21 protein-coding genes are annotated in these 22,545 nt (G+C 71.3%); 14 read left to right on the forward strand and 7 right to left on the reverse strand.

Annotated elements, in window-relative coordinates; genetic code table 11:
- Positions 1 to 25: 25 nt before the first annotated feature.
- Positions 26 to 1,030: a helix-turn-helix transcriptional regulator gene (locus tag ACX9TP_RS14520; RefSeq protein ID WP_482980320.1), complete on the reverse strand. Its 1,005-nt coding sequence runs from the start codon at positions 1,028 to 1,030 to the stop codon at positions 26 to 28.
- A gap of 129 nt (positions 1,031 to 1,159) precedes the next feature.
- On the opposite strand from ACX9TP_RS14520, the gene ACX9TP_RS14525 reads away from it, so the two are divergent.
- The 11 genes from ACX9TP_RS14525 (at position 1,160) to moaD (ending at position 12,218) form a co-directional block, all read left to right on the forward strand.
- Positions 1,160 to 2,116: an SDR family oxidoreductase gene (locus ACX9TP_RS14525; protein ID WP_482980321.1), complete on the forward strand. Its 957-nt coding sequence runs from the start codon at positions 1,160 to 1,162 to the stop codon at positions 2,114 to 2,116.
- Positions 2,117 to 2,279: 163 nt separating this feature from the next.
- Positions 2,280 to 3,071 carry a polyprenyl diphosphate synthase gene (uppS, locus tag ACX9TP_RS14530; protein WP_482980322.1) on the forward strand — a complete coding sequence of 264 codons (792 nt, stop codon included), beginning with the start codon at positions 2,280 to 2,282 and terminating at the stop codon, positions 3,069 to 3,071.
- Positions 3,068 to 3,898 (forward strand): phosphatidate cytidylyltransferase, encoded by an 831-nt coding sequence (locus ACX9TP_RS14535; RefSeq protein WP_482980323.1) that lies wholly within the window; start codon positions 3,068 to 3,070, stop codon positions 3,896 to 3,898. Before uppS ends, ACX9TP_RS14535 begins: the two co-directional genes overlap by 4 nt.
- Before the next feature lie 84 nt (positions 3,899 to 3,982).
- The gene (rseP, locus tag ACX9TP_RS14540) at positions 3,983 to 5,608 is read left to right on the forward strand and encodes an RIP metalloprotease RseP (protein WP_482980324.1); all 1,626 of its coding nucleotides are present in this window, start codon (positions 3,983 to 3,985) and stop codon (positions 5,606 to 5,608) included.
- A gap of 7 nt (positions 5,609 to 5,615) precedes the next feature.
- Entirely contained in the window at positions 5,616 to 6,113 is a 498-nt protein-coding gene (locus ACX9TP_RS14545) for a septal ring lytic transglycosylase RlpA family protein (RefSeq protein WP_482980325.1), read from the forward strand.
- A gap of 11 nt (positions 6,114 to 6,124) precedes the next feature.
- Positions 6,125 to 6,862 (forward strand): tRNA (adenosine(37)-N6)-threonylcarbamoyltransferase complex dimerization subunit type 1 TsaB, encoded by a 738-nt coding sequence (gene tsaB, locus ACX9TP_RS14550; protein ID WP_482980326.1) that lies wholly within the window; start codon positions 6,125 to 6,127, stop codon positions 6,860 to 6,862.
- A gap of 58 nt (positions 6,863 to 6,920) precedes the next feature.
- Positions 6,921 to 7,955 carry an aspartate-semialdehyde dehydrogenase gene (locus tag ACX9TP_RS14555; protein WP_482980327.1) on the forward strand — a complete coding sequence of 345 codons (1,035 nt, stop codon included), beginning with the start codon at positions 6,921 to 6,923 and terminating at the stop codon, positions 7,953 to 7,955.
- Positions 7,956 to 8,082: 127 nt separating this feature from the next.
- Positions 8,083 to 8,976 (forward strand): MXAN_2561 family MXYO-CTERM-anchored protein, encoded by an 894-nt coding sequence (locus tag ACX9TP_RS14560; protein WP_482980328.1) that lies wholly within the window; start codon positions 8,083 to 8,085, stop codon positions 8,974 to 8,976.
- The gene (locus ACX9TP_RS14565; protein WP_482980329.1) at positions 8,973 to 9,707 is read left to right on the forward strand and encodes an MXAN_2562 family outer membrane beta-barrel protein; all 735 of its coding nucleotides are present in this window, start codon (positions 8,973 to 8,975) and stop codon (positions 9,705 to 9,707) included. Before ACX9TP_RS14560 ends, ACX9TP_RS14565 begins: the two co-directional genes overlap by 4 nt.
- A gap of 7 nt (positions 9,708 to 9,714) precedes the next feature.
- Positions 9,715 to 11,553: a PKD domain-containing protein gene (locus ACX9TP_RS14570; protein WP_482980330.1), complete on the forward strand. Its 1,839-nt coding sequence runs from the start codon at positions 9,715 to 9,717 to the stop codon at positions 11,551 to 11,553.
- On the forward strand, positions 11,550 to 12,218 hold the full coding sequence (gene moaD / locus ACX9TP_RS14575) for a molybdopterin converting factor subunit 1 (RefSeq protein WP_482980331.1): 669 nt from the start codon (positions 11,550 to 11,552) through the stop codon (positions 12,216 to 12,218). Before ACX9TP_RS14570 ends, moaD begins: the two co-directional genes overlap by 4 nt.
- A 4-nt stretch (positions 12,219 to 12,222) precedes the next feature.
- On the opposite strand, the gene ACX9TP_RS14580 is transcribed toward moaD, so the two are convergent.
- The gene (locus ACX9TP_RS14580; protein ID WP_482980332.1) at positions 12,223 to 12,894 is read right to left on the reverse strand and encodes a hypothetical protein; all 672 of its coding nucleotides are present in this window, start codon (positions 12,892 to 12,894) and stop codon (positions 12,223 to 12,225) included.
- Positions 12,895 to 13,044: 150 nt separating this feature from the next.
- Entirely contained in the window at positions 13,045 to 14,682 is a 1,638-nt protein-coding gene (locus ACX9TP_RS14585) for a M50 family metallopeptidase (protein ID WP_482980333.1), read from the reverse strand.
- 172 nt (positions 14,683 to 14,854) lie between these two features.
- Here ACX9TP_RS14585 and ACX9TP_RS14590 point away from each other — a divergent pair, with 172 nt between their 5' ends.
- The 3 genes from ACX9TP_RS14590 (at position 14,855) to ACX9TP_RS14600 (ending at position 19,097) form a co-directional block, all read left to right on the forward strand.
- Positions 14,855 to 15,331, forward strand: a complete 477-nt coding sequence (locus tag ACX9TP_RS14590; RefSeq protein WP_482980334.1) for a hypothetical protein — start codon at positions 14,855 to 14,857, stop codon at positions 15,329 to 15,331.
- 67 nt (positions 15,332 to 15,398) lie between these two features.
- Positions 15,399 to 17,354 carry an acetate--CoA ligase gene (gene acs / locus ACX9TP_RS14595; RefSeq protein WP_482980335.1) on the forward strand — a complete coding sequence of 652 codons (1,956 nt, stop codon included), beginning with the start codon at positions 15,399 to 15,401 and terminating at the stop codon, positions 17,352 to 17,354.
- A gap of 390 nt (positions 17,355 to 17,744) precedes the next feature.
- Complete coding sequence (locus ACX9TP_RS14600) at positions 17,745 to 19,097, forward strand: aminotransferase class I/II-fold pyridoxal phosphate-dependent enzyme (protein WP_482980336.1); 1,353 nt, start codon at positions 17,745 to 17,747, stop codon at positions 19,095 to 19,097.
- Positions 19,098 to 19,156: 59 nt separating this feature from the next.
- Here ACX9TP_RS14600 and ACX9TP_RS14605 read toward each other — a convergent pair whose 3' ends face one another.
- The 4 genes from ACX9TP_RS14605 to ACX9TP_RS14620 all read right to left on the reverse strand — a co-directional run bounded on the left by ACX9TP_RS14605 (position 19,157) and on the right by ACX9TP_RS14620 (position 22,443).
- Entirely contained in the window at positions 19,157 to 20,152 is a 996-nt protein-coding gene (locus tag ACX9TP_RS14605; RefSeq protein WP_482980337.1) for an HNH endonuclease, read from the reverse strand.
- Between the two features lie 151 nt (positions 20,153 to 20,303).
- On the reverse strand, positions 20,304 to 20,933 hold the full coding sequence (locus ACX9TP_RS14610; RefSeq protein WP_482980338.1) for a histidine phosphatase family protein: 630 nt from the start codon (positions 20,931 to 20,933) through the stop codon (positions 20,304 to 20,306).
- Positions 20,930 to 21,565, reverse strand: a complete 636-nt coding sequence (locus tag ACX9TP_RS14615) for a hypothetical protein (protein WP_482980339.1) — start codon at positions 21,563 to 21,565, stop codon at positions 20,930 to 20,932. Before ACX9TP_RS14615 ends, ACX9TP_RS14610 begins: the two co-directional genes overlap by 4 nt.
- Positions 21,562 to 22,443: a ribonuclease HII gene (locus ACX9TP_RS14620; RefSeq protein ID WP_482980340.1), complete on the reverse strand. Its 882-nt coding sequence runs from the start codon at positions 22,441 to 22,443 to the stop codon at positions 21,562 to 21,564. The genes ACX9TP_RS14615 and ACX9TP_RS14620 overlap by 4 nt, the downstream gene beginning before the upstream one ends.
- Positions 22,444 to 22,545 lie beyond the last annotated feature (102 nt).

Genomic DNA, 22,545 nt, shown 5'->3' on the forward strand with positions numbered 1-22,545 from the left:
GCATCTGGTATCCGACCGAGGTCCGTCAGCGCTTCTTCTTCCGGGAAACACCTCGTCGCGGAGCCGCGTGGCCATGCGCCGCCAGAATCCCATTCGCCAGGCCAAGCAGCCGGTTCCGCAGTCCCTCCGGCGCGAGCACCTCGAAGCCGCCGCTCACCTCACAGAGCTGGCCGACAGCGATGCTCTCCCGCTCGAAGTCCACGGTGACGTTCTTGAACCCATCCCGTGATTTCGGCGCCGCATCGAAGCGCGCATGCTCCGTCCGCGGCCGTATCTGCCGCAGCTTCTCCGCCGCCTCCTCCGTGAGCCGCAGCGTGACCTCGAAAGTCGCCCGCTTCTCGCCGAAGCGCTTGCACCACTCCCTCCAGAACGACGGCAAGTCAAAGCGCGCCGGCCGGACGAACGTCTCCGCCAGCATCCGCGCCCCCTCCACCCGAGAGCCCCGGTACACACGCGGCTCGCCTTCCTTCCCCGCGACGAGGTACCAGCGGTCCGCCTTGATGACGAGCGCGTACGGGTCCACCTCTCGCTGACTCTGCTTCCCATCGAAGTCCCGGTACACCAGCGACACGCGGTGGTCCTGCCACACGGCATCCCGCAGCACGGCCAGGTACGGAACGGGCTCCCGCTCGGCGAACCACGAGGACGCGTCCACATGCAGCCGCTGCCGTGCGTACTCCAGCGCGGGCTGTTGAATCGCCGGCAGCGCCGCCGCGAGCTTCACCAGCCCCGTGCGCAGCGGCGCCGACAACCCCAAATCCTCCAGAGCCCCAGGCGCCCCCACGGTCGCCAGCGCATGCAGCTCCGCCCGCGTCAGCCCGGTGAGCTGCGTGCGCCAGCCTTCCAGCAGCGCCACGCCACCCTCCGCCCCGCGCAGCGCATACACCGGCACGCCCGCGCCGGAGAGCGCCTCCACATCGCGGTGAATCGTCCGCTCGGACACCTGGAGCTCACGCGCCAGCTCGCCCGCCGTCATCTTCGGGCGCGTCTGCAGCAACAACGTCAACCTGACGAGTCGGTCAGCTCTCATTCAGGCGCGGACTGTACGCGCGGAATCATGACAACAGGTGTCAGGATTCCCTCACTAGGGTGCCCGTCAGAACGACCGGCGAAGCTCGCGAATGCCTCCACCATCCCGGTCCTCAAGGAGAGCCCAGCCATGAAGCCACTCGAAGGACGCATCGCACTCGTCGCAGGCGCCACGCGCGGGGCGGGGCGCGGCATCGCCGCCATGCTCGGGGAGGCCGGGGCCACCGTGTACTGCACCGGCCGCAGCGTCCGCGGCCAGCCCGCCTCCGGCCCCAAGCGTCCGGAGACCATCGAAGAAACCGCCGAGCTGGTCGACGCGCGCGGAGGCAAGGGCATCGCCGTCCGCGTGGACCACTCCGTGGAGGAAGAAGTCATCGCCCTCTGCGAGCGCATCCGCCGCGAGCAGGGCCGGCTCGACGTCCTCGTCAACGACATCTGGGGCGGCGAGCAGCTCGTCGAGTTCGGCCCGCCGTTCTGGAAGCAGTCCCCCGCGAAGGGGCAGCTCATGTTCGAGCGCGCCGTCTTCACGCACCTCCTCACGAGCCGCTACGCCGTGCCGCTCATGGTGGAGCAGGACCGCGGCCTCATCGTCGAAGTCACCGACGGCAACATCTTCGGCTACCGCGGCAGCCTCTGGTACGACCTGGTGAAGATGACCGCCATCCGCCTGGCCTTCGGCATGTCTCGCGACTTGCGCCGCACGAAAGTCACGGCGCTCGCCCTGACGCCGGGCTTCCTGCGCTCGGAGGAGATGCTCGAGGCCTTCGGCGTCACCGAGGCCAACTGGCGCGACGGCGCGAAGGTGGAGCCGGACTTCATCTGCTCGGAGTCTCCCTTCTTCGTGGGCCGCGCCGTCGCCGCGCTCGCCGCGGACCCGAACGTCGGCACCAAGGCCGGCCGCGTCTTCTCCTCCTGGGACCTCGCGCGCGAGTACGGCTTCACGGACCTCGACGGCGCCCAGCCGCACTGGGCCGAGCACTTCGAGCGCACCTACCGCACCCCGTACAAAATCGCCGACGAGGCCGCGTACGCGTCATGGCTCAACGGCTCCATCGAGACCGTGCGGCCCAACTGGCCCGTCTACTGAACCAGCGAGCAGGCATGCGAGCCCAGCATGCCTACTCCGCCTCACATGCTGAATCCGCCGCGGCCGCTCAGCCCGGCCGGGCGACCGGCCGGGGCCCACGGGTGACGGTTGAGCCACGCGCCCGTGGACGCAGCGCGGCGGCGTGGATAGGGTGCGCGGCTCAATGGAACGCCCCTTGGTTTCCGCCCTCGAGCTTCAGGTGAAGGCCCGTCCCGTGCCTCGCCACGTGGGTATCATCATGGATGGCAACGGTCGCTGGGCGGAGTCCCGGGGCCTGCCCCGGTTGGAGGGCCATCGCGAGGGAAGCTCCAGTGTGCGCGACGTGACGCGCACCGCGCGCCGGCTGGGCATCCAGGCCCTCACGCTGTACGCCTTCTCCTCGCAGAACTGGGCCCGGCCCGCCGAGGAGGTCGCCGGCCTCATGGAGTTGCTGCGCGACTACCTCGAGCGCGAGCGCCCCGAAATCCTCGACAACGGCATCCGCCTCAACGCCATTGGCGACGTGGAGCGGCTGCCCCGCTACGTGCGTGATCCGTTGGAGCGGCTGATCGCCGACTCCGCGCACAACACCGGCATGGTGCTGTCGCTGGCGCTGTCCTACGGCGGGCGGGAGGAAATCCTCCACGCCGCCCGGCGCATGGCGGAGGCCATCGCCCGGGGCGACCTGCCGGCGGCGGGCCCTGTCGAGGAGAAGGACTTCGAGCAGTTTCTCTGGACGAACGGGCTGCCCCCGCTGGACCTGGTGGTGCGCACCAGCGGCGAGCTGCGCGTGTCCAACTTCCTGCTCTGGCAGGTGGCGTACGCGGAGCTGTGCTTCACGGACGCCCTGTGGCCGGACTTCCGCACCGATGAGTTCCTCCGCTGCGTGGCTCAGTACCAGCAGCGCGAGCGGCGCTTCGGACTCACTTCCGCCCAGGTGAAGCGGGAGGATCCTCCCCAGCGGGCCAAGGCGTGAACGACAAGAACCGAAACCTCGTCATCCGCATCGTCTCGGCCGTGACGCTGCTGCCGCTGGTGCTGCTGCTCCTGTTCCTGGGCGGCATCTGGAGCGCCGGACTGCTCGCCGTGGCCGCCGCCGCCTGCGTGGGGGAGTACTACCTCATCGTCCAGAAGCGGCTGACGGTGGCCGCCTGGGTGGGCATGCTCTTCGCCGCGGTGCTGCCCTTCCTGCCGCTGAAGGACGCCGCGCGCACCGGTGAGACGGCCTTCTGGCTGACCATCGTCTTCGCGTTCTTCGCGTGGATCTACCACCTCTTCAAGGGCCCGCTGGCCGAGGCCCCCACGCGCACCGCGCACCTCGTCAACGGCTTCCTGTACGGCGCGGTGGGCCTCACCGCCCTGTCCGCCCTGCGGCTGTTGCCCGGGGACGGCCTGGCGTGGGTCATCTGTGCGCTGGTCATCACCTGGGCCAACGACACCGCCGCCTACTTCTTCGGCCGCTTCCTGGGGAAGCACAAGCTCTACCCCGAGGTGAGCCCGAACAAGACGTGGGAGGGCTTCTTCGGCGGAATGGTGGGCTCGGTGGGCGGCATGTTCATCGCCCGGGCCTTCTTCTTCCCCGTCTTCACCGTGTGGGACTGCGTGCTCTTGGGCGTGGCGGGCGGAATCCTGGGGCCCATCGGCGACCTGTGCGAGTCCATGCTCAAGCGGGCGTACGGCGTGAAGGACTCGGGGTTCCTCATCCCCGGGCACGGCGGCGTCCTGGACCGCATCGACGCGCTGTTGTTCAACGCCCCCCTGGTGTTCGTCTACGTGCAATTCGTCCGCGGCCTCCTCCCGTAACCGCGCGCGATTTCGCCTGCCCGCCTGCCTGGCGGGCCCCGATGTGCGTTGTCCGCCCGGGCGCCCAAGATTACTGTTGCGCCCATGCTCCAGAACGCCGGGTTGTTCATCCTGTTGTTGGGCGTGCTCGTGACGGTGCACGAGCTCGGCCACTTCCTCGTGGCCAAGGCCTGTGGGGTGAAGGTCCTCAAGTTCTCCATCGGCTTCGGACCGAAGCTGATTGGCTTCACCAAGGGCGAGACGGAGTACCAGATTGCCCTGCTGCCCCTGGGCGGCTTCGTGAAGATGGCGGGCGACATGCCCCACGAGGAGCTCAGCCCGGAGGAGGCCAGCCGGGGCTTCCTGGCGCAGCCGCCCTGGAAGCGCGGCCTCATCGTCCTGGCGGGGCCGGCGTTCAACCTCATCTTCCCCATCCTCATCTACTTCTTCGTCTACGTCGGCCCGCACCAGGCCACGTCCACCCTGATTCGCACCGTCAGCCCGGGCCTGCCCGCGGCCGCCGCTGGCATCCGCCCGGGCGACAGGCTGGTGTCCGTGGATGGCGTGCCGGTGCGCACCTTCAACGACATCTCGGAGGCCTTCATCGGCCGCTTCGAGCGCCCCATGCCGGTGGTGGTGGACCGCGGCGGGCAGCGCGTCACGCTGGAGGTGACGCCGCAGAAGCTGGTGGAGTCGAACCCCATTGAAACGGTGGAGAAGGGCTCCATCGGCATTGGCGCCGCGTCCCGGCCGGCCCTGGTGGGCGTGCCCCGGGGCTCCGCCGCCGAGCAGGCCGGGCTGAAGACGTTCGACCGCGTCCTGTCCGTCAATGGCGTCAAGGTGGAGGACGAGGGGCAGCTCGAGCAGGCCCTGGAGAAGTTCCCCGAGGGGACGCCGCTGCAATTGGCCGTGCGCCGGCTGGCCCCGGTGGACGTGGGGCCGGTGATGGGCCGCCTTCCCAGCGTGGTGAACATCACCGTGCCGAAGCAGGCGGGCGCGGGGATGGCGGCGCTGGGCGCCGAGACGGCGGACCTGTACCTGGCCATCGTCGCCCCGGGCAGCGCGGCGGACAAGGCCGGCATCCGCCCGGGAGACCGCGTCGTGTCGCTCGACGGCGAGAAGATTGAGTCCTTCCAGAAGCTCGCGCTGAAGCTCAACAAGCTGAAGGACCAGCCCTTCACGCTCGTGTGGCGCGGCGCGGACGGCGAGCGCACGGAGAAGCTGGCGCAGGCGCCGCTGCCCATCGAGGACGGAATGGGCTCCGCGCCGCTGGCGCTCGGCGTGCGCGGCTGGGTCATCAACGTCTCGGACGTGCCCCCGGCGGATGAGGTGACTGTCTACATCGGGCCGGGCGAGGCGCTGCGCGAGGCGGCGCTCATCGTCCCGAAAATCGTCGGGCAGATGGTGAAGGTCATCGGCGGCCTGTTCGTGGGCACGGTGCCCCTGAACACGGTGGGCGGGCCCATCATGATGTACCAGATGGCGTCCAAGACGGCCGAGCAGGGCCTGGACAGCTTCCTCAACCTGATGGCGCTCATCTCCATCAACCTGGGCGTGATGAACCTGCTGCCCATCCCCGTGCTGGACGGCTTCCACCTGCTGTCCGCCGCGTGGGAGGGCGTGCGCCGCCGTCCCATTCCGGTGCGCGTGCGCGAGGTGGCCAACATGGTCGGCCTGGCGCTGCTCATCATGCTGATGCTGCTGGCCGTCAAGAACGACATCATGCGCTAGGGGTGCCATGCGAGTTGTCTCCGTCTCCGCCGTCCTCGGGTTGAGCCTCCTCGCGGCGTGCGCCCAGCGCGCCGCGAAGCCACAGCCGCCGGAGACGACGGCCTCGCGGCAGGAGCCGAAGTCCTCCGGCTCGCCGCGCGTGACGACGCGCGAGCAGATGCCGCGCACGTACCTGGGCGAGGGGCTGGCGTCCTTCTACGGCCCGGGCCTGCACGGCCGGCCCACCGCCAGCGGCGAGCGCTTCAACCAGAACGCCCTCACCGCCGCGCACCGCAAGGAGCGCTTCGGCTCGTGCCTGCGCGTGGTGAACATGGAGAACGGCAAGCAGGTGGAGGTGCGGGTGAATGACCGCGGGCCCTTCGTGGAGGGCCGCATCATCGACCTGTCCAAGGCGGCCGCGCAGAAGCTGGACATGATTGACAAGGGCGTGACGCGCGTGCGGCTGTACCGCTGCGAGAAGCCCGTCTCGGAGATTCCCCGGGCGTCGTGGGCCGCGCCGGTGTAGGGAGCGGCCCCATGTTCCTCTCGCTGGACACCTCCACGATGACGCTGTCGCTCGCCCTGGTGGAGCGCGAGCCCTCCGGGGCCCTGCGCGCCCTGGAGCACGTGGTGGTGCCCCCGCCCCAGAAGCAGAGCGAGCTGCTGCCCGGCGTGGTGGGCGAATTGCTCTCGCGGCACGGCGTGAAGCTGGCGGAGCTGGAGGGGCTGGCGGTGGGGCTGGGGCCGGGCTCCTTCACGGGGCTGCGCATCGGCCTGGCCACGGTGAAGTCGCTGGCGTACGCGACGGGCCTCAAGGTGGCCGGGGCGTCGTCGCTGGCGGCGGTGGCGCTGGAGGGGCCGGAGGGCGTGCCGCTCTACTGCCTCGCGGTGGCGCGCAAGGACGACCTGTACCTGGGCGCGTACCAGCGCACGGGCACCACCGTGGAGGCGCTGGAGCCGGAGACGGCCATGTCGCCGCGGGAGGTGGCGGCGCGGCTTCTGGCCGAGCCTCGCGCGGTGGCGCTGGGCCCCGCGCTGACGGACTACCGCGCCGCGCTGCAGTCACACGGCGTGGCGCCCGAGCGGCTGCTGGCCGGGCCGGCCTTCCCGTCGGCGGTGGAGCTGGCGCGGCTGGTGCGCTTCCCGGAGGAGCGCTCGCTGCAGGCGCTCTTCGCGCTGGAGCCGCACTACGTGCGCGCCTCCGAGCCGGAGCGCAATCCGAAGTTCCCCCCGCTGCCGGGGCCCGTGCCCACGGCGCGGCTGAAGGAAGACTGAAAAGCGCAACGCGCGCGGCGCTCGCCGCGCGCGTGCGCGGTGACGTAAAGGACGCGCCATGAAAAACGACTTCAGTATCGCCGTGGTGGGTGCCACCGGCGCGGTGGGCCGTGAGGTGCTGGCCGCGCTGTACGCCCAGGACGTGCCCGCCGAGAGGGTGCGCGCCTTCGGCTCGGAGCGCTCGAAGGGGCTGGAGGTGGAGTACGGCGAGGACTCGCTCGAGGTGGAGCGCGCCACGCCGGAGGCCTTCCGGGGCGTGGGCGTGGTGCTGCTGGCCACGCCGGCCGAGGCGTCCCGCACGCTGGCCCCGGCCGCGCAGGCGGCGGGCGCCTGGGTGGTGGACGCCAGCCCCGCCTTCCGGAGCGACGGCAACGTGCCCCTGGTGCTGCCCGGCTTCAACACCGAGGCGCTGGGCCCGGGCTTCACCTTCAAGGGCCGCGTGGTGTGCCTGCCGGGCGCCGTCACCACCGCCGTGGTGCACATGGTGGAGCCGCTGCGCCGGGCCTTCGGCGTGGTGCGCGCCCAGGTGACGGCGATGATGGGCGTGTCCAGCGCGGGCGTGCGCGGCGTGGCGGAGCTGGAGAAGCAGACGGCGGACCTGCTGTCCGGCCGCGAGCCGGAGCCCCAGGTCTTCCCCCACCGCGTGGGCTTCAACCTCGTCCCGCAGGTGGGCGGCTTCATGGTCAACTCGCCGTGGACGGAGGAGGAGGGCGGCTGGACGCTGGAGGGCGCCCGGCTGTTCTCCGCGCGCGGCGACGTGCCCGTCATCGCCGGCACCGCCGTGCAGGTGCCCACCTTCTACGGCCACGGAATCACCCTCAACGTGCAGCTCAAGAAGGCGGGCCCGGTGGAGCAGGTGCGCGCCGCCCTCAAGACGTCGCCGGTGCTCAAGGTGCTGGACACCCCCGGGGAGCGCATCTACCCCATGCCCATGCTCGTCATGTCGGACCCCGCCGTGCACGTGGGCCGGGTGCGCGCCTTCCCCCAGGCCCCGGAGTGGGTGACGCTCTTCGCCGCCGTGGACAACGCCAGCCGGGGGGCCGCCCTCAACCTGGTGGAGGCCGGCTTCAAGCTGGCCGAGCGCCCCGCCTGACAATTTGGCAGACCGCCCCCGGCCGCCCCCTGCCTGTTTGGCGCGGGGCGGCTGTCCGCCCCGGGGGAAGTGCGCCGGTACAATGGGGGTTGTGGGTGGCCTCCCGCTTGCTAGCGTGCGCGTACCCATGCGTTTCCTATTCGTTGGTCTCCTGCTCTTCGCATCGACCGCCCTGGGACAGACCCTTTCCCTGACGGTCGACAACATCACCGATACCGCCAGGGTCATCGGGCTCAACGGCGAGGATTGCGGCGACACGCTGCAGGTCCGCTGGTCCTTCACCGGGGGCGTTGCCTGTCAGGACATGCAGCTGTGGGTCACCACGAGCGGCTCCTGCAAGGACGAGCCGGGGGCAGGGGACCAGGAGCTGCAGGCGGTGTCCGTCAACAGCGTCAACAACCCGGGCAACCTGTTCCGCGAAGTCCCTGTGAACAACCTGCCCGTCTTCACGGCGACGGACGGCGGCGCGGGCACGTGCTCCACGGCCCAGGTGGAGCAGACGATGCGCGTGTGCGCTTCCACCAAGGTGCAGAATGTCACGCTCCAGTGTGACACCGTCATCCGGGTGACGACGCCCGTGCTGGTGCGCTTCGACACCCAGCCCCCGCCCAAGCCCACCATCACCGCGGTGACGCCTCGCGACTCCGCGCTGGGTGTCACGGTGTCGGCCGAGGAGGACGCCACCGTGCTCGTCACCGCCACCCTCATGGAGGCGGATGGCGGCACGGGGACGGTGGTGGCCTCGGACGAGACGACGGCCGTCGAGGGCCTCGCGAACCTGGAGGGCCTGGAGAACGGGGTGACCTACCAGGTGACCGCCAGGGCGACGGACGTCGCGGGCAACTCCACCGACTCGGACCCGTCCGAGGGCACGCCCATCCAGAGCAACGGTTTCTTCGCGGCCTACAAGGGGGCGGGCGGCGAGGAGACGGGCGGTTGCGGCGCGGCCGGTGGTGGTCTGGCGGGTGGCGCGGTGCTGGCCGCCCTGGGATTCTGGCTGTCGAGGAGGAAGCAGTCATGAGGCGGGCAACGGCCCTCGGCTTCGCGGCGCTGCTGGCCGCGCTTCCGGCATGGGGACAGGATTCGGTAACGGTGACGGAGGCGGAGGTGTCGCTGAGCTCGCCGCGCACCGGCGGCGTCAGCTTCCGTCTGGGCGGCTACAAGCCCCTCATCGACGAGGAGGCGGCGCTCAACGGAGCGACGCCGTACAAGGACACCTTCGGTGACGCCTCGTTGCTGCTGTTCGAGGCGGAGCTGCAGCGCTTCTTCTACCAGGGCATCGGCACGGCGGGCATCGGCCTGTCCGCCGGCTACGGGGAGAAGTACGCGGCCGCGAGGTTGGCGGGCGGTGGCAAGGCGGGTGAGCAGACGGCGCTGCGGGTGATTCCGCTGGCCGCCAACGTCTTCTACAAGTTCGACTACGCGGCCTTCGAGTGGGGCATCCCCCTGGTGCCGTACGGCAAGCTGGGCCTCATCTACACGCCGTGGTGGATTACCAAGGGCAGCGGCACCGAGTCGGTGGGTGGCAACCAGGGCTCCGGCGGCAAGTGGGGCTGGGGCGCCACCGGCGGCCTGGCCTTCATGCTCGACGTGCTGGAGCCGCGTTTCGCGCGCGACTTCGACTCGGACCTGGGGGTGAACCACTCCTACCTGTTCGCCGAGTACATCTACGCGGATGTGAACGATTTCGGCGGCGGCGGGCTCAACCTGTCCAGCCGGCGCTGGATGTTCGGACTGGCGCTGGACTACTAAGCGGCTCATGCCGCTTTCCCCGCGCCGCGCCGCCTCGCTGCTCTCGCTCCTGCTGCTGACGGCCGCCGTGGCCTCCACGGGGGCCGGCTGCCGCCGCGCGGTGCGGCCGGACCTGGGGCAGGACCGCACGGTGGAGGCGGGCGTGCCGGTGGAGCTCGGCTCGCGCGAGGAGGGCGCCGCCGCCGTCACCTGGGAATTGGGTGATGGCACCGCCACCCGGCAGGCCGCGCGCCTGTCCCATGCCTTCGCGCGGCCGGGCACGTACACCGTGCGGGCGCTGCACGAGGGCCAGGAGGTGGGCCGCGTGCAGCTCACCGTGGTGCCGCGGCCGGTGCTGCGCGCGGTGCCCGCGGGCGCGCAGACGGTGCTGTGGGTGCCCCGGCTGCGCGGCAGCGTGGAGCCGCTGGTGGACTTCTACGAGCGGCTCATCGGCCCGGAGAATGCGCGGCGCTCGCTGGAGGAGGCCCCGCTGGTGTCGCTGCTGCTTCGCGGCCTGTACGGCGGGCCCGGCGGCGTGGTGGACCCGGACGAGGGCTTCGGCTTCTTCCTCACGCCCGACTTCGACGGCGTGGTGGCGCTGCTGGGCGTGCACGAGCCCGCCGAGGCCCTGGACGCCGTGGGGCGCGAGCTGGAGGAGGCGGGCCACACGGTGCTGCGGCAGGAGGACGGCTCGGCGCGGGTGGTGCCCGGGGACAACGGCCCGCCGATGCTGCTGTTCGAGGACCGGGGCTACGTCTACCTCGTCGTGCCGGAGAGCCCCGACGCGCCGGAGGAGGGCGAGCCCGTGCAGGCGCAGCTCGTGGTGTCCCCGGACCCCGAGGTGGTGCGGCGCCAGGTGAAGGGCCTCACCGGAGCGGGCCTGTCCGAGGAGCCGCTGCTGGGCGAGCTGCGCGGGAAGGTGGCCGAGGGCAGCGTGTACCTGTACTCAGGCGCGCGGCCGGAGCCGCGGGAGGTGGAGGAGGAGCCGGGCCCGGTGAGAGGCTTCTTCGCGTCGCTGCGCGTGGGGGAGGGCGCCGAGGCGATGGAGCTGGATGGCTTTCTGGCCTCGTCGCGGCCGCTGTTCCAGAGCACGGGCGCGCCGGCGTCCGCGCTGCTGGAGCAGGCGGCGCTGGGGCCCATGGCGGCCGCGCAGCTGTCGGTGCCGCCCGAGGAGCTGGCGAAGCTGGCCTTCGGCGCGCCGGGCTCTTCCCGCCGCGAGCGCACGCTGGAGCGGTGGCGCCAGCAGGGCCTGGACGCGGAGGCGCTCCTGAAGGCGCTGCGCGGCGACGTGGCGATGCTGGTGTACTTCGACGCGCCCGCCTTCTTCCGCAACTTCATCCGCAACAAGCGGCCGGAGCCGAAGGGCACCGTGGTGCTGGAGGCGGGGCTCACCTCCGCGCAGGCCGTGCGCAAGCTCATCGACCAGCAGCTCCAGGACACGTCGCTGCGCTACACCACGCAGCCCCTGCCGGACGGGGTGCTGTACCGCACGCAGGTGCGCGAGCAGCCCGTGGAGCTGCGCATCACCCCGCAGCGCGCCACGCTGCTGGCGGGCGAGGTGCTGGAAGGGCGCGCGCGCGGGGACGTGGGCGCGGCGCTGCGCGAGCGCTTCGGTGGCGCGGCGTTCGACGCGGGGCACGTATCGGTGATGGTGGACCTGGGCCGGCTGCGCGCGGACCTGCAGGCGCCGGAGGAGGTGCCGGGCGTGCCGTCGGGGCAGCTCGACGCGGCGCAGGCCTTCACCGGGGCGCTGCTGGAGCAGCTCACGCCGCTGGACTCGGCCTTCCTGGACTTCTCGCTGGCGGAGGGCGGGGCGCGGCTCAAGGGGCGCGTCTCCCTGCGTGACGGGCGGGAGGGCTCGCGTTGAGCGGGCGCGTCACCGTCCTCTACTTCGCCGCGGCCCGGGAGCGCGCGGGCGGGGCGCGCGAGGCGCTGGAGGTGCCCGAGGGCGCGCTGGTGCGCGACGTGCTGCGCCTCATCACCGAGCGGCACCCGGCGCTGGCGCCGCTGCTGCCGCACCTGCGCGTGGCGGTGGACCAGGAGTTCGTGGGCCCGGAGGCGCCGGTGCGCGGCGGCGCGGAGGTGGCGTTGATTCCGCCGGTGGCGGGGGGCTCGCCGGGACTGTTCTCGGTGGTGGACCGGCCGCTGCGCCTGGAAGAGGTGGTGGAGGCGGTGGGCGGCGAGGCCTTCGGCGGGCTGGTGACGTTCAGCGGCTCCGTGCGCAACCAGACGAAGGGCCGGCGCGTGCTGCGGCTGGAGTACGAGGCCTACGCGCCCATGGCGGAGAAGAAGCTGGCGGAGATTGGCGCGGAGGCCGCGGTGCAGTGGCCCGGGACGCGGCTGGCCATCGTCCACCGCGTGGGCACGCTGGTGCCGGGGGAGCTGGCGGTGGTCATCGCCGCGGCGGCGCCCCACCGGAAGGAGGCCTTCCGGGGCTGTGAGCACGCGATTGAGCGGCTCAAGCAGGACGTGCCCATCTGGAAGAAGGAGTTCTTCGAGGACGGCGACGTCTGGGTGGGCCTGGGGCCCTGACGCTTCAGCGGACGCGGAAGAAGCCGGGGACGTTGACGCCGGTGCCACCGTCGGTCTGCTGGGCACGCTCGCCCTCGGTGAGCGGGCGCAGCGGGGTGCTCAGGCCCATGGCCTTGCGGCGCGAGGCTTCCTGCTCGGCGGCGGCCTTCAGCGCGCGCGCGTTGGACTCGGCGGCGCGCTCCGGGGTGGGGCCGGCGATGAGGAAGCCCACCGGCAGGCTGAGGAAGAGGGCGCTGACCACCATCAGCCAGCCGAAGTCCTTCAGCTGGAGGCGGCCGACGCGCTCCTTCACCACGGAGCTCTGCACCACCAGGTGGAGCTGACCCTCGGAGAGGCGCAGCGTCGTGCCCTCGGACAGCTCCACGGACGTGCGGCCGTCGTCCCGGCGCAGCTCCGTGTCCGGCACGGTGCCGAAGGCGTCCCCGCGCACCCGGCGCTCGGTGCGCACCGCGGGCGGCAGGTGGATGCGCCAGCCGCGCTCGGTGCGCTCGGCCAGGAGGAAGGGCTCTTCCGGGAGCGTGAAGCCGTAGAGGGGCAGGGCGGCCTTCTCATCCGGAGCGGCGTGGACCTGGGCCTGCTCGGGGCCATAACTCCACGCCTCGGACAGGTTGGTGCCCCAATACAGCTCGCAGTACAGCCCTCCGCTCGGCTTGGTGCTCATCGCGCGCTGAAGCATAGGTCCTTCACCACTCCTCGGCTCCCCGAAGTGTCCCGGGACGTCCCGCAGGCGACGTCCGCCGCCTGCCAGGTCCCTGGACAGCCGGGACGGGGCGCAGGTTCCACGGGGCGGGCTTGCTGGGGTGGGGGCTGCTGGGGCGGCGGGCCGTCACGGAGGGGTGCCGGCGGCAGTCGAGGGCGGCGTGGGCTGGCTGACCTGCGCTGGCGCCGGGCCCGTGGGGGCGGACGTCGGCGCCGGAGTCTGCCCGGCCTCCACGCGAGCGGTTCCCCCCGGGGACGCTGGGGGCGTCGCGGGTGGCCCCGGGGCGGGCGGAGTTTCCCTGGCTCCGTCCGTCCCTGGCGAAGCCGGGGGCGAGGCGTCCTGCGTCCCCAGTGCGGCTCCAGCGGGCGGTAGCGTCGCTCCGCCGGCGGCAGCGCCATTGCCGGACGAGACGGTGGGCGCGGCAGGGGCGGGGAGCAGGCCCGCATCCGGTGCCATGGCGGAGGAAGCGCTCCCAGTCACGGCAACCGCGGCCGTCGTACCCGCGTCGGTCGATGCCGCCGGAGCGGGCAGCGTCCCGGTGGCCACCGTCGCGCCCTGCGTCGGGGTCGACGCATCCAGGCCGGCCGCGCTCCCGGCGACCGCGCCCGCATCCGAGGGAACGACTGTTGCCGGCCGTGCCACGGGCGCTCCGCCGGACGGAGCCGCTGTCACCGCCGCCGGCACGGGCGCTCCCGGTGGAGCCGCCGCGCCCGCCACGCCCGGAGCGGGAGGCGGTGCCGGCTCCGGAAGCGCCCGGCGAATCTCCGCGCCCGCCATCGCGACAATCGCCGCGGCGATGCCGAGAAAGCCCACCGTCTGCGCCACCGTCTCCACGCGCGCGGGCAGCCTGCGTCCGCTCGCCGCCTCCACCAGGAGCAGCACCACCCGGCCGCCATCCAGCCCCGGCACGGGGAGCATCGTCAGGAGCGCCAGCGCCACCGAGGCGGCCACCAGCGCCCGCAGCAGCGCGTCCGCCCCGGAGGCCGCCGCGTCCGACGACTCCTGCCGCATCAGCGCCCCGGGCTCCACCGTGCCCGCGTGCCGCGGCCCCTGCACCAGCCGGCCGAGCATCGCCACACCCTCGGTGGCCACGCTGCCCATGTGCGCGAACGAGTGCCCCAGCGCCTCACCGGAGCCGTGCGTCCGGTACACGTACTGCTGGCTCACGCCGATGCGGCCCGTGCCCCGCTCGTCCGGACGCGGGCGCACCTGCACCGTGCGCTGCTCGCCATGCCGGTCCACGCCCAGCTCCAGCGTGCGGCCCGGCGCCTCGGCCACCTTCTGCACGAAGTCCGTCCAGCTCTTCAGCGGCTGCCCGGCCACGCTGACGATGCGGTCTCCCGGCACCAGCTGCGCCCGCGCCGCCTCCGAGCCGGGCTGCACCGTGCCCACCGTCAGCGGCACCACCACGTGCGTGCCCGACGTGTACAGCGCGAAGAGGATGCCCAGCGCCAGCGCCGCGTTGGCCAGCGGCCCCGCCAGGATGATGAGCGCCCGCCGCAGCGGCCCCAGCGCGCGGAAGCTGGCCGGCTCCTCCGCGTCCGCGCGGTGCGGGTTCATGCCCTGCACGTGCGCGGTGGCGCCCAGCGGCACCGCGGCGAACACGTACTGCGTCCCCCACAGCCGGAAGGACACCAGGGGCGGGCCGAAGCCGAACACGAAGCGCGGCACCTTCACGCCGAGCAGGCGCGCGGCGACGAGGTGCCCCAGCTCATGCAGGGCCAGCAGGGCCCCGAGGGCCAGGAGGACGAGCGCGTAGTGCATCCGCCGGGCGCCGCGTCCCTACAGCTTCCGACGCGGCCCGGTCCGCTTGCTGGCCCGGGCGTCGGAGAGGGTGGTTGCGTGGTCGAAGCAGCCGTCTTTCATGCGCGTGAGTCTAACCGCCCCCGCCACTGCGCACTGCACCCAATGCGCCCCGTGGGGTATGGTGCGCGCCGTGTCCACCTCGAGACGCTTCCAGCTCCTCGTTCCCGCCCTCCTCGTGGTCTGCATGGCCGGCTGCCTGCCCTACGCCCAGGAGCAGGGCAACTATGACTTCATCCCCGTCGAGGTCTTCCGCGACGAATGCGGGCTGGTGGCGTCCAATGAGGACAGGCTCACGGGGACGCTCCAGATCACCGGCCGCGTCGTCAGCCTGGACTTCAGCCTGCTGGACAGCCGGCTCACGGGCTACTTCCTGGAGAACGGGGACGACTTCGCCATCGACGGGAGCGTGGTGAACGCCGTCGCCGAGGTGAATGGCGAGGAATGTCTGCTCGACCAGGTCAACCTCCACCTGGAGGGCACGACGCGCTGTGAGACGCAGTTCAACGGCGTGCTGCGCGTGCGCTACGAGGCCCAGCGCCCGGACACGTGCGTGTGCGAGCTGTGGCTGAAGTACGAAGCCGTCAAGGATTCGAAGCGCTGCGACTAGTTCGCTTGAGCCTTTCCCCGTGGGTTCCTAGAACAGAGGGGCGGTTGCCCATTCTGCGGAGGAGCCCATGGCGGAAACGCAGCACGAAATCCAGTCGGTCCTGACGGAGACACGCGTCTTCCCCCCGCCCGAGGCCTTCGCGCGGCAGGCCCACGTGCGCAGCATGGCGGACTACCAGCGCCTCTGGGACGAGGCCGCGAAGGACCCGGACAAGTATTGGGGAGACCGGGCCCGCGAGGAGCTGTTCTGGAAGGAACCCTTCCGCACGGTGCTCGACTGGAAGCCGCCGCACGCGCGCTGGTTCGTCGAGGGTCGCACCAACCTGTCCTACAACTGCCTGGACCGGCACCTGGACAAGCGCCGCGACAAGCCCGCCATCCTCTTCGAGGGCGAGCCCGGTGACCGCCGCCGCATCACCTACGGCGAGCTGTCCGCGGAGGTGAACCGCCTGGCCAACGGGCTCAAGTCGCTGGGCATCCGCAAGGGAGACCGCGTGGGCATCTACCTGCCCATGATTCCCGAGGCGGCGGTGGCCATGCTGGCCTGTGCCCGCATCGGCGCGGTGCACTCGGTGGTGTTCGGCGGCTTCTCCGCCGAGGCGCTCCAGGAGCGCATGAACGACATGGGCGCGCGGCTCCTGCTCACCGCCGACGGCGGCTGGCGCAAGGGCGCGGTGGTGCCGCTCTTGAAGAACGTGGAGGCCGCGGTCCCCAACATGCCCACCGTGGAGAAGGTGGTGGTGCTGCGGCGCACGGGGGACTCGCTGGCGCTGTCCGGGCCGAAGATGCTGGCGTGGGACGCGCTGGTGAAGGCCCAGTCCGACGTGTGCGAGCCGGAGTGGGTGGAGAGCGAGCACCCGCTGTTCATCCTCTACACGTCCGGCTCCACCGGGAAGCCCAAGGGCGTGCTGCACACCACCGGCGGCTACGCCGTCATGTCGTCGCTCACCATGCGCTGGGTGTTCGACCTGCGCGAGGACGACGTCTACTGGTGCACCGCGGACGTGGGCTGGGTGACGGGGCACAGCTACGTCGTCTATGGCCCGCTGATGAACGGCGTCTCCACCGTCCTCTACGAGGGCGCGCCCACGCAGCCGGGGCCGGACCGCTTCTGGGAAATCATCGCGCGCTACAAGGCCACCATCCTCTACACCGCGCCCACCGCCATCCGCGCCTTCATGCGCCTGGGCGAGGACCACCCGCGCAAGCATGATTTGTCCTCGCTGCGCCTGCTGGGCAGCGTGGGCGAGCCCATCAACCCCGAGGCCTGGATGTGGTACCGCGACGTCATCGGCGGCAACCGGTGCCCCGTGGTGGACACGTGGTGGCAGACGGAGACGGGCGCCATCATGATTTCGCCGCTGCCGGGCGCCACGCCGACGAAGCCCGGCTCGGCCACGCTGCCCCTGCCCGGCATCCACGCGGAAATCCTGGACCGGCAGGGCAACCCGGTGCCGAAGGGGCAGGGCGGCCTGCTGTTCATCACCCGGCCGTGGCCCTCCATGCTGCGCACCGTGTACGGCGACCCGGAGCGCTACGTGCGCACGTACTTCAGCGAGCTGCCGGGGAAGTACTTCACCGGCGACGGCGCGCGCACGGATGCGGACGGGTACTTCTGGCTGATGGGCCGCGTGGACGACGTCGTCAACGTGGCCGGCCACCGCCTGGGCACCGCGGAGGTGGAGAGCGCGCTGGTGGCGCACCCGCGCATCGCCGAGGCCGCCGTGGTGGGCCGCCCGGACGAGTTGAAGGGCACCGCGCTGGTGGCCTTCGTCACGCTGAAGCAGGGCAACGCGCCGTCGCCCGAGCTGAAGAAGGAACTGGCGGCGCACGTGGGCAAGGAGATTGGCGCCATTGCCCGGCCGGATGAAATCCGCTTCGCGGAGGCGCTGCCGAAGACGCGCTCCGGGAAGATCATGCGCCGGCTCTTGCGCGACGTGGCCTCGGGCAAGCAGTCCACGCAGGACACCACCACGCTGGAGGACCTCAACGTCCTCGCGGCGCTGCGCCAGAACGACGAGTAGCGCACGCGGGCTCGCACCGCGGGGTAGGGGCACTCAAGGCCCCGGAGTCGCCTGCAACGCACGGCGGCTCCGGGGCCTTCGCATGTGCGGGTTCCCGAGGGGCAGGGCCACCCCACCTGCCGGGTCCTCCCTCTTGAATGCTCCAGGACAGACGGCGACCGGCATTCCCACATCAAGCGCTTGCTGGACTTGCCCGAGTCGCATGCAAGGGCAGGCTTTCGCTCTGTTCCTCACATTCCCTTGAATCAGGGCAAACGAATACAGCCCGGCCGTCTAAGTAGCCCGGTTGACACTGGAAAGATGCAAAGGCATTAAATGCAACCCGGCTCGCCCCCCAAGCGCCTTGGCTCTCGTCCCAGCGATGCCCCCCTCCTCCCCCGGAAGTGCTTCATGGACCTGCGCGATCAGCTGGACTCTCCGCTCTTCACCCACTTCATCTCCAACTACGCGCAGCCGACGGGACCGGACCTGCTGGGGCGGACGGAAGAGTTCTTCCAGTGGCAGGAGGCGAGGCGCCAGACGGGGCTGTGGCCGTACTCGCGGAGCCTGGAGGCGGCGCCCACCGCGGAGTGCGGCGTGCGGGCGGAGACGGGCGCGTCGCAGGTGGGGCTGAACTTCGGCTCGCAGGACTACCTGGGGCTCTCCACGCATCCGGAAGTGGTGGCCACGGCGCACAGGGCCATCGAGCAGTACGGACTGCACAGCGCGGGCTCGGCGATGCTGGGGGGCAACACCGCGCCGTCGCTGATGCTGGAGAAGGCGCTGGCGGAGCACCTGCAGATGCCGCACGTGGCGCTGTTCTCCACGGGCTGGGGCGCGGGCTTCGGCACCATCGTCGGGCTCGTGCGCCCGGATGACCACGTGGTGATGGATGCGCTGTCGCACCAGTGCCTGCAGCAGGGGGCCGCCGCCGCCACGCAGAACGTGAGCCGCGTGCCGCACCTGAGCAACCGCGCCATGCGCCGCAAGCTGCAGGAGATTCGCGCCCGGGACACGCGCAACGGCGTGCTCGTCGTCACCGAGGGCCTGTTCTCCATGGACTCGGACGTGCCGCGGCTGGAGGAGCTGCAGGCCATCTGCCGCGAGTTCAGTGCCACGCTGCTGGTGGACGTGGCCCACGATTTGGGCGCGCTGGGGCCTCGCGGCACGGGCAGCCTGGGCGCGCAGGGGCTGCTCGGGAAGGTGGACCTGGTGGTGGGCGCCTTCTCCAAGACGTTCGCCTCCAACGGCGGCTTCATGGCGACGCGCAACCCGGCGGTGCGCCAGTACGTCCGCGTCATGGGCGGGCCGCACATCTTCTCCAACGCGCTGCTGCCCATCCAGGCGGCGGTGGTGCTGGAGGCGCTGCGCATCGTCCGCTCGGAAGAGGGCGAGGCGCTGCGCACGAAGGCGCGGGAGAACAGCGTGGCGCTGCGCACCGCGTTCTCCGAGCGCGGCATCGAGTGCCTCGGCGAGCCCTCCAACGTGGTGCCGGTGCCGGTGGGGGACCCGAAGGTGGCCCGCCTCGCCGCGAAGCTCGTCTTCGAGCGCGGCATCTTCTCCAACCTGGTGGAGTACCCCGCGGTGCGCCTGCGCGAGACGCGCTTCCGCATGCAGGTGATGGCGACGCACACGCCCGAGCAGGCGCGCCACGCCGCCGAGGTGGTGTCCGGCGCGATTGAAGAGGCCCGCCGGCTGGTGAAGTCGCAGTCCCGGCCCTCCCGCGCGGCGACGCGCGAGGAGCGCATCCAGGTCGAGCTGTAACGGTTGGCCGAGGAGAGGATGCCTGGACTGGAGGCGGTCCGGGCATTCCTCCTACGAGGTCAGCTTCCGCCCAGCTGATTCAGGAACACGTGTTCGTTGTGGTAGCGCAGGTACTTTGGTGCGGGCCCGACCCTACCCTTTCGGAGCATGAGGCGCTCTCCGAGGATCTGCTCGCTGAAGTATAGGGTGGGGCCCTCGCCAGCGGCCAAGCTGGCCTTCAGGTGCTCCGCGCGGTGGATTCGCAGTCCACCATTGACGGTGAGTAGACCAGTATCGAAGGCCGCGTCGTGCGTTGGGCATGCGGCGATACCGTTGCGTGGGTCGAGCCGCTCCTTGTCTGTCGAGCGTGCCCACGGCTTGATGTGCGAGGCGATGAGCAGCCGATGATGGCTGAGTCGGTGAGGGGCGAAGCCGCAGAACCCACAGCGATGCTCGTAGTCGTCGAGCACGCGTGAAGCGAATCGGTGCTGACCGAGTCGGACCCGCTGCTCCACGAGTCGCGTGGTCTCCCGTTCACGGAGATGGAGATCCTCCTTCAACCGTTTCAGTTCCTGCTTCTGCTCCTCAAGGACCGCGCCTATTTCGGCACTTCCCAGCTCCTCCTGCCCCAGCAACTCGACTCGCTTCTCCTGGATCGTCCCCAAGACGTCTGGCACCAGTTCCGGTCCAAACCCCACGCTCCGCGCAGTACGAATCGTTCGCTCGTACAATTCAGCGAAGTGGTCGGGCGACCGAGCCAGTTCCAAGAAGAGTTCAGGCTCCAAGCGCCCGCTGTTCTTCCGAGAGCCATCCAGGTTCAGCATCTTGCTCGTCAGGGAGCCGGGGCTGCGGCGAAACGTTTTCGCTAGACGCTTCACCGGCTCAGGGACGCTGCCGATGTTCCCCCCGCCATAGGAATGCGGGTTGAGGATGAAGAAGAGGGCGTAGCAGAGCAGGACTTCGACCGGCTGGAAACGCTCCTGCCGGGGCTTCAGGTCGCGCTCTTTCACACGCAGCCATTGCGCGCGGGCGTCTCTCTCGGTGAGTTCAAGATAGCTGGCCAGACTGTCTGCCATCGAGGCAAGTCTGCCAGGTCAAGTACTGTCGATTGGCCGCCCTACCGGGTTGCCTTCTGCCGCAATGGCCTCACAGGTAGGGCAACTCGGAGTCGAGCTGTAGCCAGTGCCCGCGGGCGCCCCGCCCGCTTCACGAAAAGCGGGGCGCGCTTCAGGTGTCGTCGCGGCTGACGTCCTGCAGGTGGGTGACGTCGCCCCACGTCACCAGCCGCAGCGTGCCGTCGTGGTCGTCGAACTGGTTCCACCCCGCGTTGAGCACGGAGAAGGCGCGGGGCGTGTTGTGCGGAATCCCCAGGCTGTGGCGGAACAGCAGGCTCAGCACGCCGCCGTGAGTCACCGCCACCACCCGCTCTCCCCGGTGGCGCCTGCCCAGCTCCCGCAGGCACTCCACCGCGTGCGCCAGCCGCTGCCCCGTGCTCTCTCCCTCGGGGACGACGTAGTCCGGCCCGCCATTCGAGTAGCGCTCGAACACCTCAGGGTGGCGCTGGCTCGCCTCTTCCCGCGTCAGCCCCTCGAGGATGCCCAGGCCCCGCTCGCGCAGGCGCGTGTCCGGGACGACGGCGTGCCCCGTGCGCGCGGCGATGCACCGGGCCGTCTCCAGGGCCCGGCCGAGGTCACTGCTGTAGAGCGCCTGGAAGCGCACCGCCGCGAGCCGCGCGGCGAGCGCGCCCGCCTGGCGCAGCCCCTCGCGGCTCAGCGCGCTGTCCCGGTGACCCTGCAGCCGGTTCTGTGAGTTCCACTCCGTCTCGCCGTGTCGGATGAGAATGAGCTCGGTCTTCAACGCGCCCGCTCCAGGTGTGTCATGGCCTCTTCCAGCAGGGCGGCCACGCCCCGGCGCACCACGTGCACCACCTTGTGGCTGTAGGCCGGGCCCCCGTGCGTGTAGTGCCCGCTCACCTTGTGGTGCAGCTCCGTGGCGCCCCACACCAGCACCAGGTCCGCCCAGTCCAAGTCACTGCGCGCCCGGTCCGACGTGCGCCGCTCGGTGCCGTCCACCATGCGCAGGTCAATCTGGTCCCCGAGCTTCTCCGCCAGCTCCTCGCGCACCGCGGGCGAGCCACCGACGATGACCACCTTGCCCACGCCGTGGCGCCGGCAGCTCTCCAGGAAGGCCACCTCCGCGCGCCGGTTGGCCGAGCCTCCGCAGCGCGCGCAGTGACTGCGCGGCTCCACGCGCAGCGGCTCCTTGCCGCTCGCCTGGGCCACCTTGAGACACGCCGTGTCCGCGCACACGAAGAAGAAGCGGCCGTCCAGCAGCTCGGCGGCCTTGAGCAGCTTCGGCTCGCTCATGCGCTGCTTGCCGTCGCGCGTGAGCCCCGCCTCCACCAGCACGGCGCGGGCGCGGACGCGGGAGTCGGGTAGGGTGATGCCCCGCGCCGCCATCCATGCGTCGATGTCCTGGTCCGAGCTCACGATTTCGTCGTCGTCGGGGAAGGCATAGCGGGGAACAGCTCCGTCTGCACCGAGGAGGGCATGGAGGCGGGCCCCAGTCCGAGCGCCTCGCGCACCGGCGCGAAGCTCCGGCGGTGGATGGGCAGCACGCCCCGCTCCTTCAGCGCCTGCACGTGCTGCGGCGTCGGGTAGCCCTTGTGGGCGGCCAGCCCGTAGCCCGGGTACTGCGTGTCCAGCTCCGCCATCAGCCTGTCTCGCGTCGTCTTCGCGAGGATGGAGGCCGCGGCGATGCTCATGGAGAGCGTGTCACCCTTGATGATGCCGCGCTGGGGCGAGGGGCACTCCGGAATCTTCCGCGCGTCCACCAGCACGTAGTCCGGCTTCAGCCCCAGCCCCTCCACCGCGCGGCGCATGGCCAGCAGGCCCGCGTGGTAGATGTTGATGCGGTCGATTTCCTCCACCTCCGCCCGCCCCACGGCCCACGCCACCGCGTCGCGTTTGATGGCCACCGCGAGCTCCTCGCGCCGCTCCGCGTCGAGAATCTTCTTCGAGTCGTCCAGCCCCTTGAGCCGGTAGCCCTTCGGCAGCACCGCCGCGGCGGCCACCACCGGGCCGGCCAGCGGCGCCATGCCCGCCTCGTCCACGCCCGCCACGTGCGTCAGGCCCTGCTCCCAGAGCTCCACCTCGAACTTCAGCAGGTGGCGCAGGCGCTGGCCCTCGGAGCGGTTGCGCTCCTGCCGCGCCCGGATGCGGCGGGCAAGCTCCCGCGCGCCCCGCCGCGCGTCCCCGTCCAAGGCCTCCAGGAGGCCGGCGGGCACGGGGTGGGAGTGGGTGACGTAGCGCTCCGTCAGCTCGGAGAGCGCGCACTGGAGAAGCTGTTCCACGCTGTCTGCGGACATGATGGTGACCGGTGATGCCTACCCGAGAGGTAGCGCGCCGGCATGACCTCGTGGAGGGGAAACCCGCCCTGCACCCGGACACGTTCCCCCAGCCGCGCCCGG

It is taken from the genome of Pyxidicoccus sp. M15 (genome assembly GCF_056858435.1).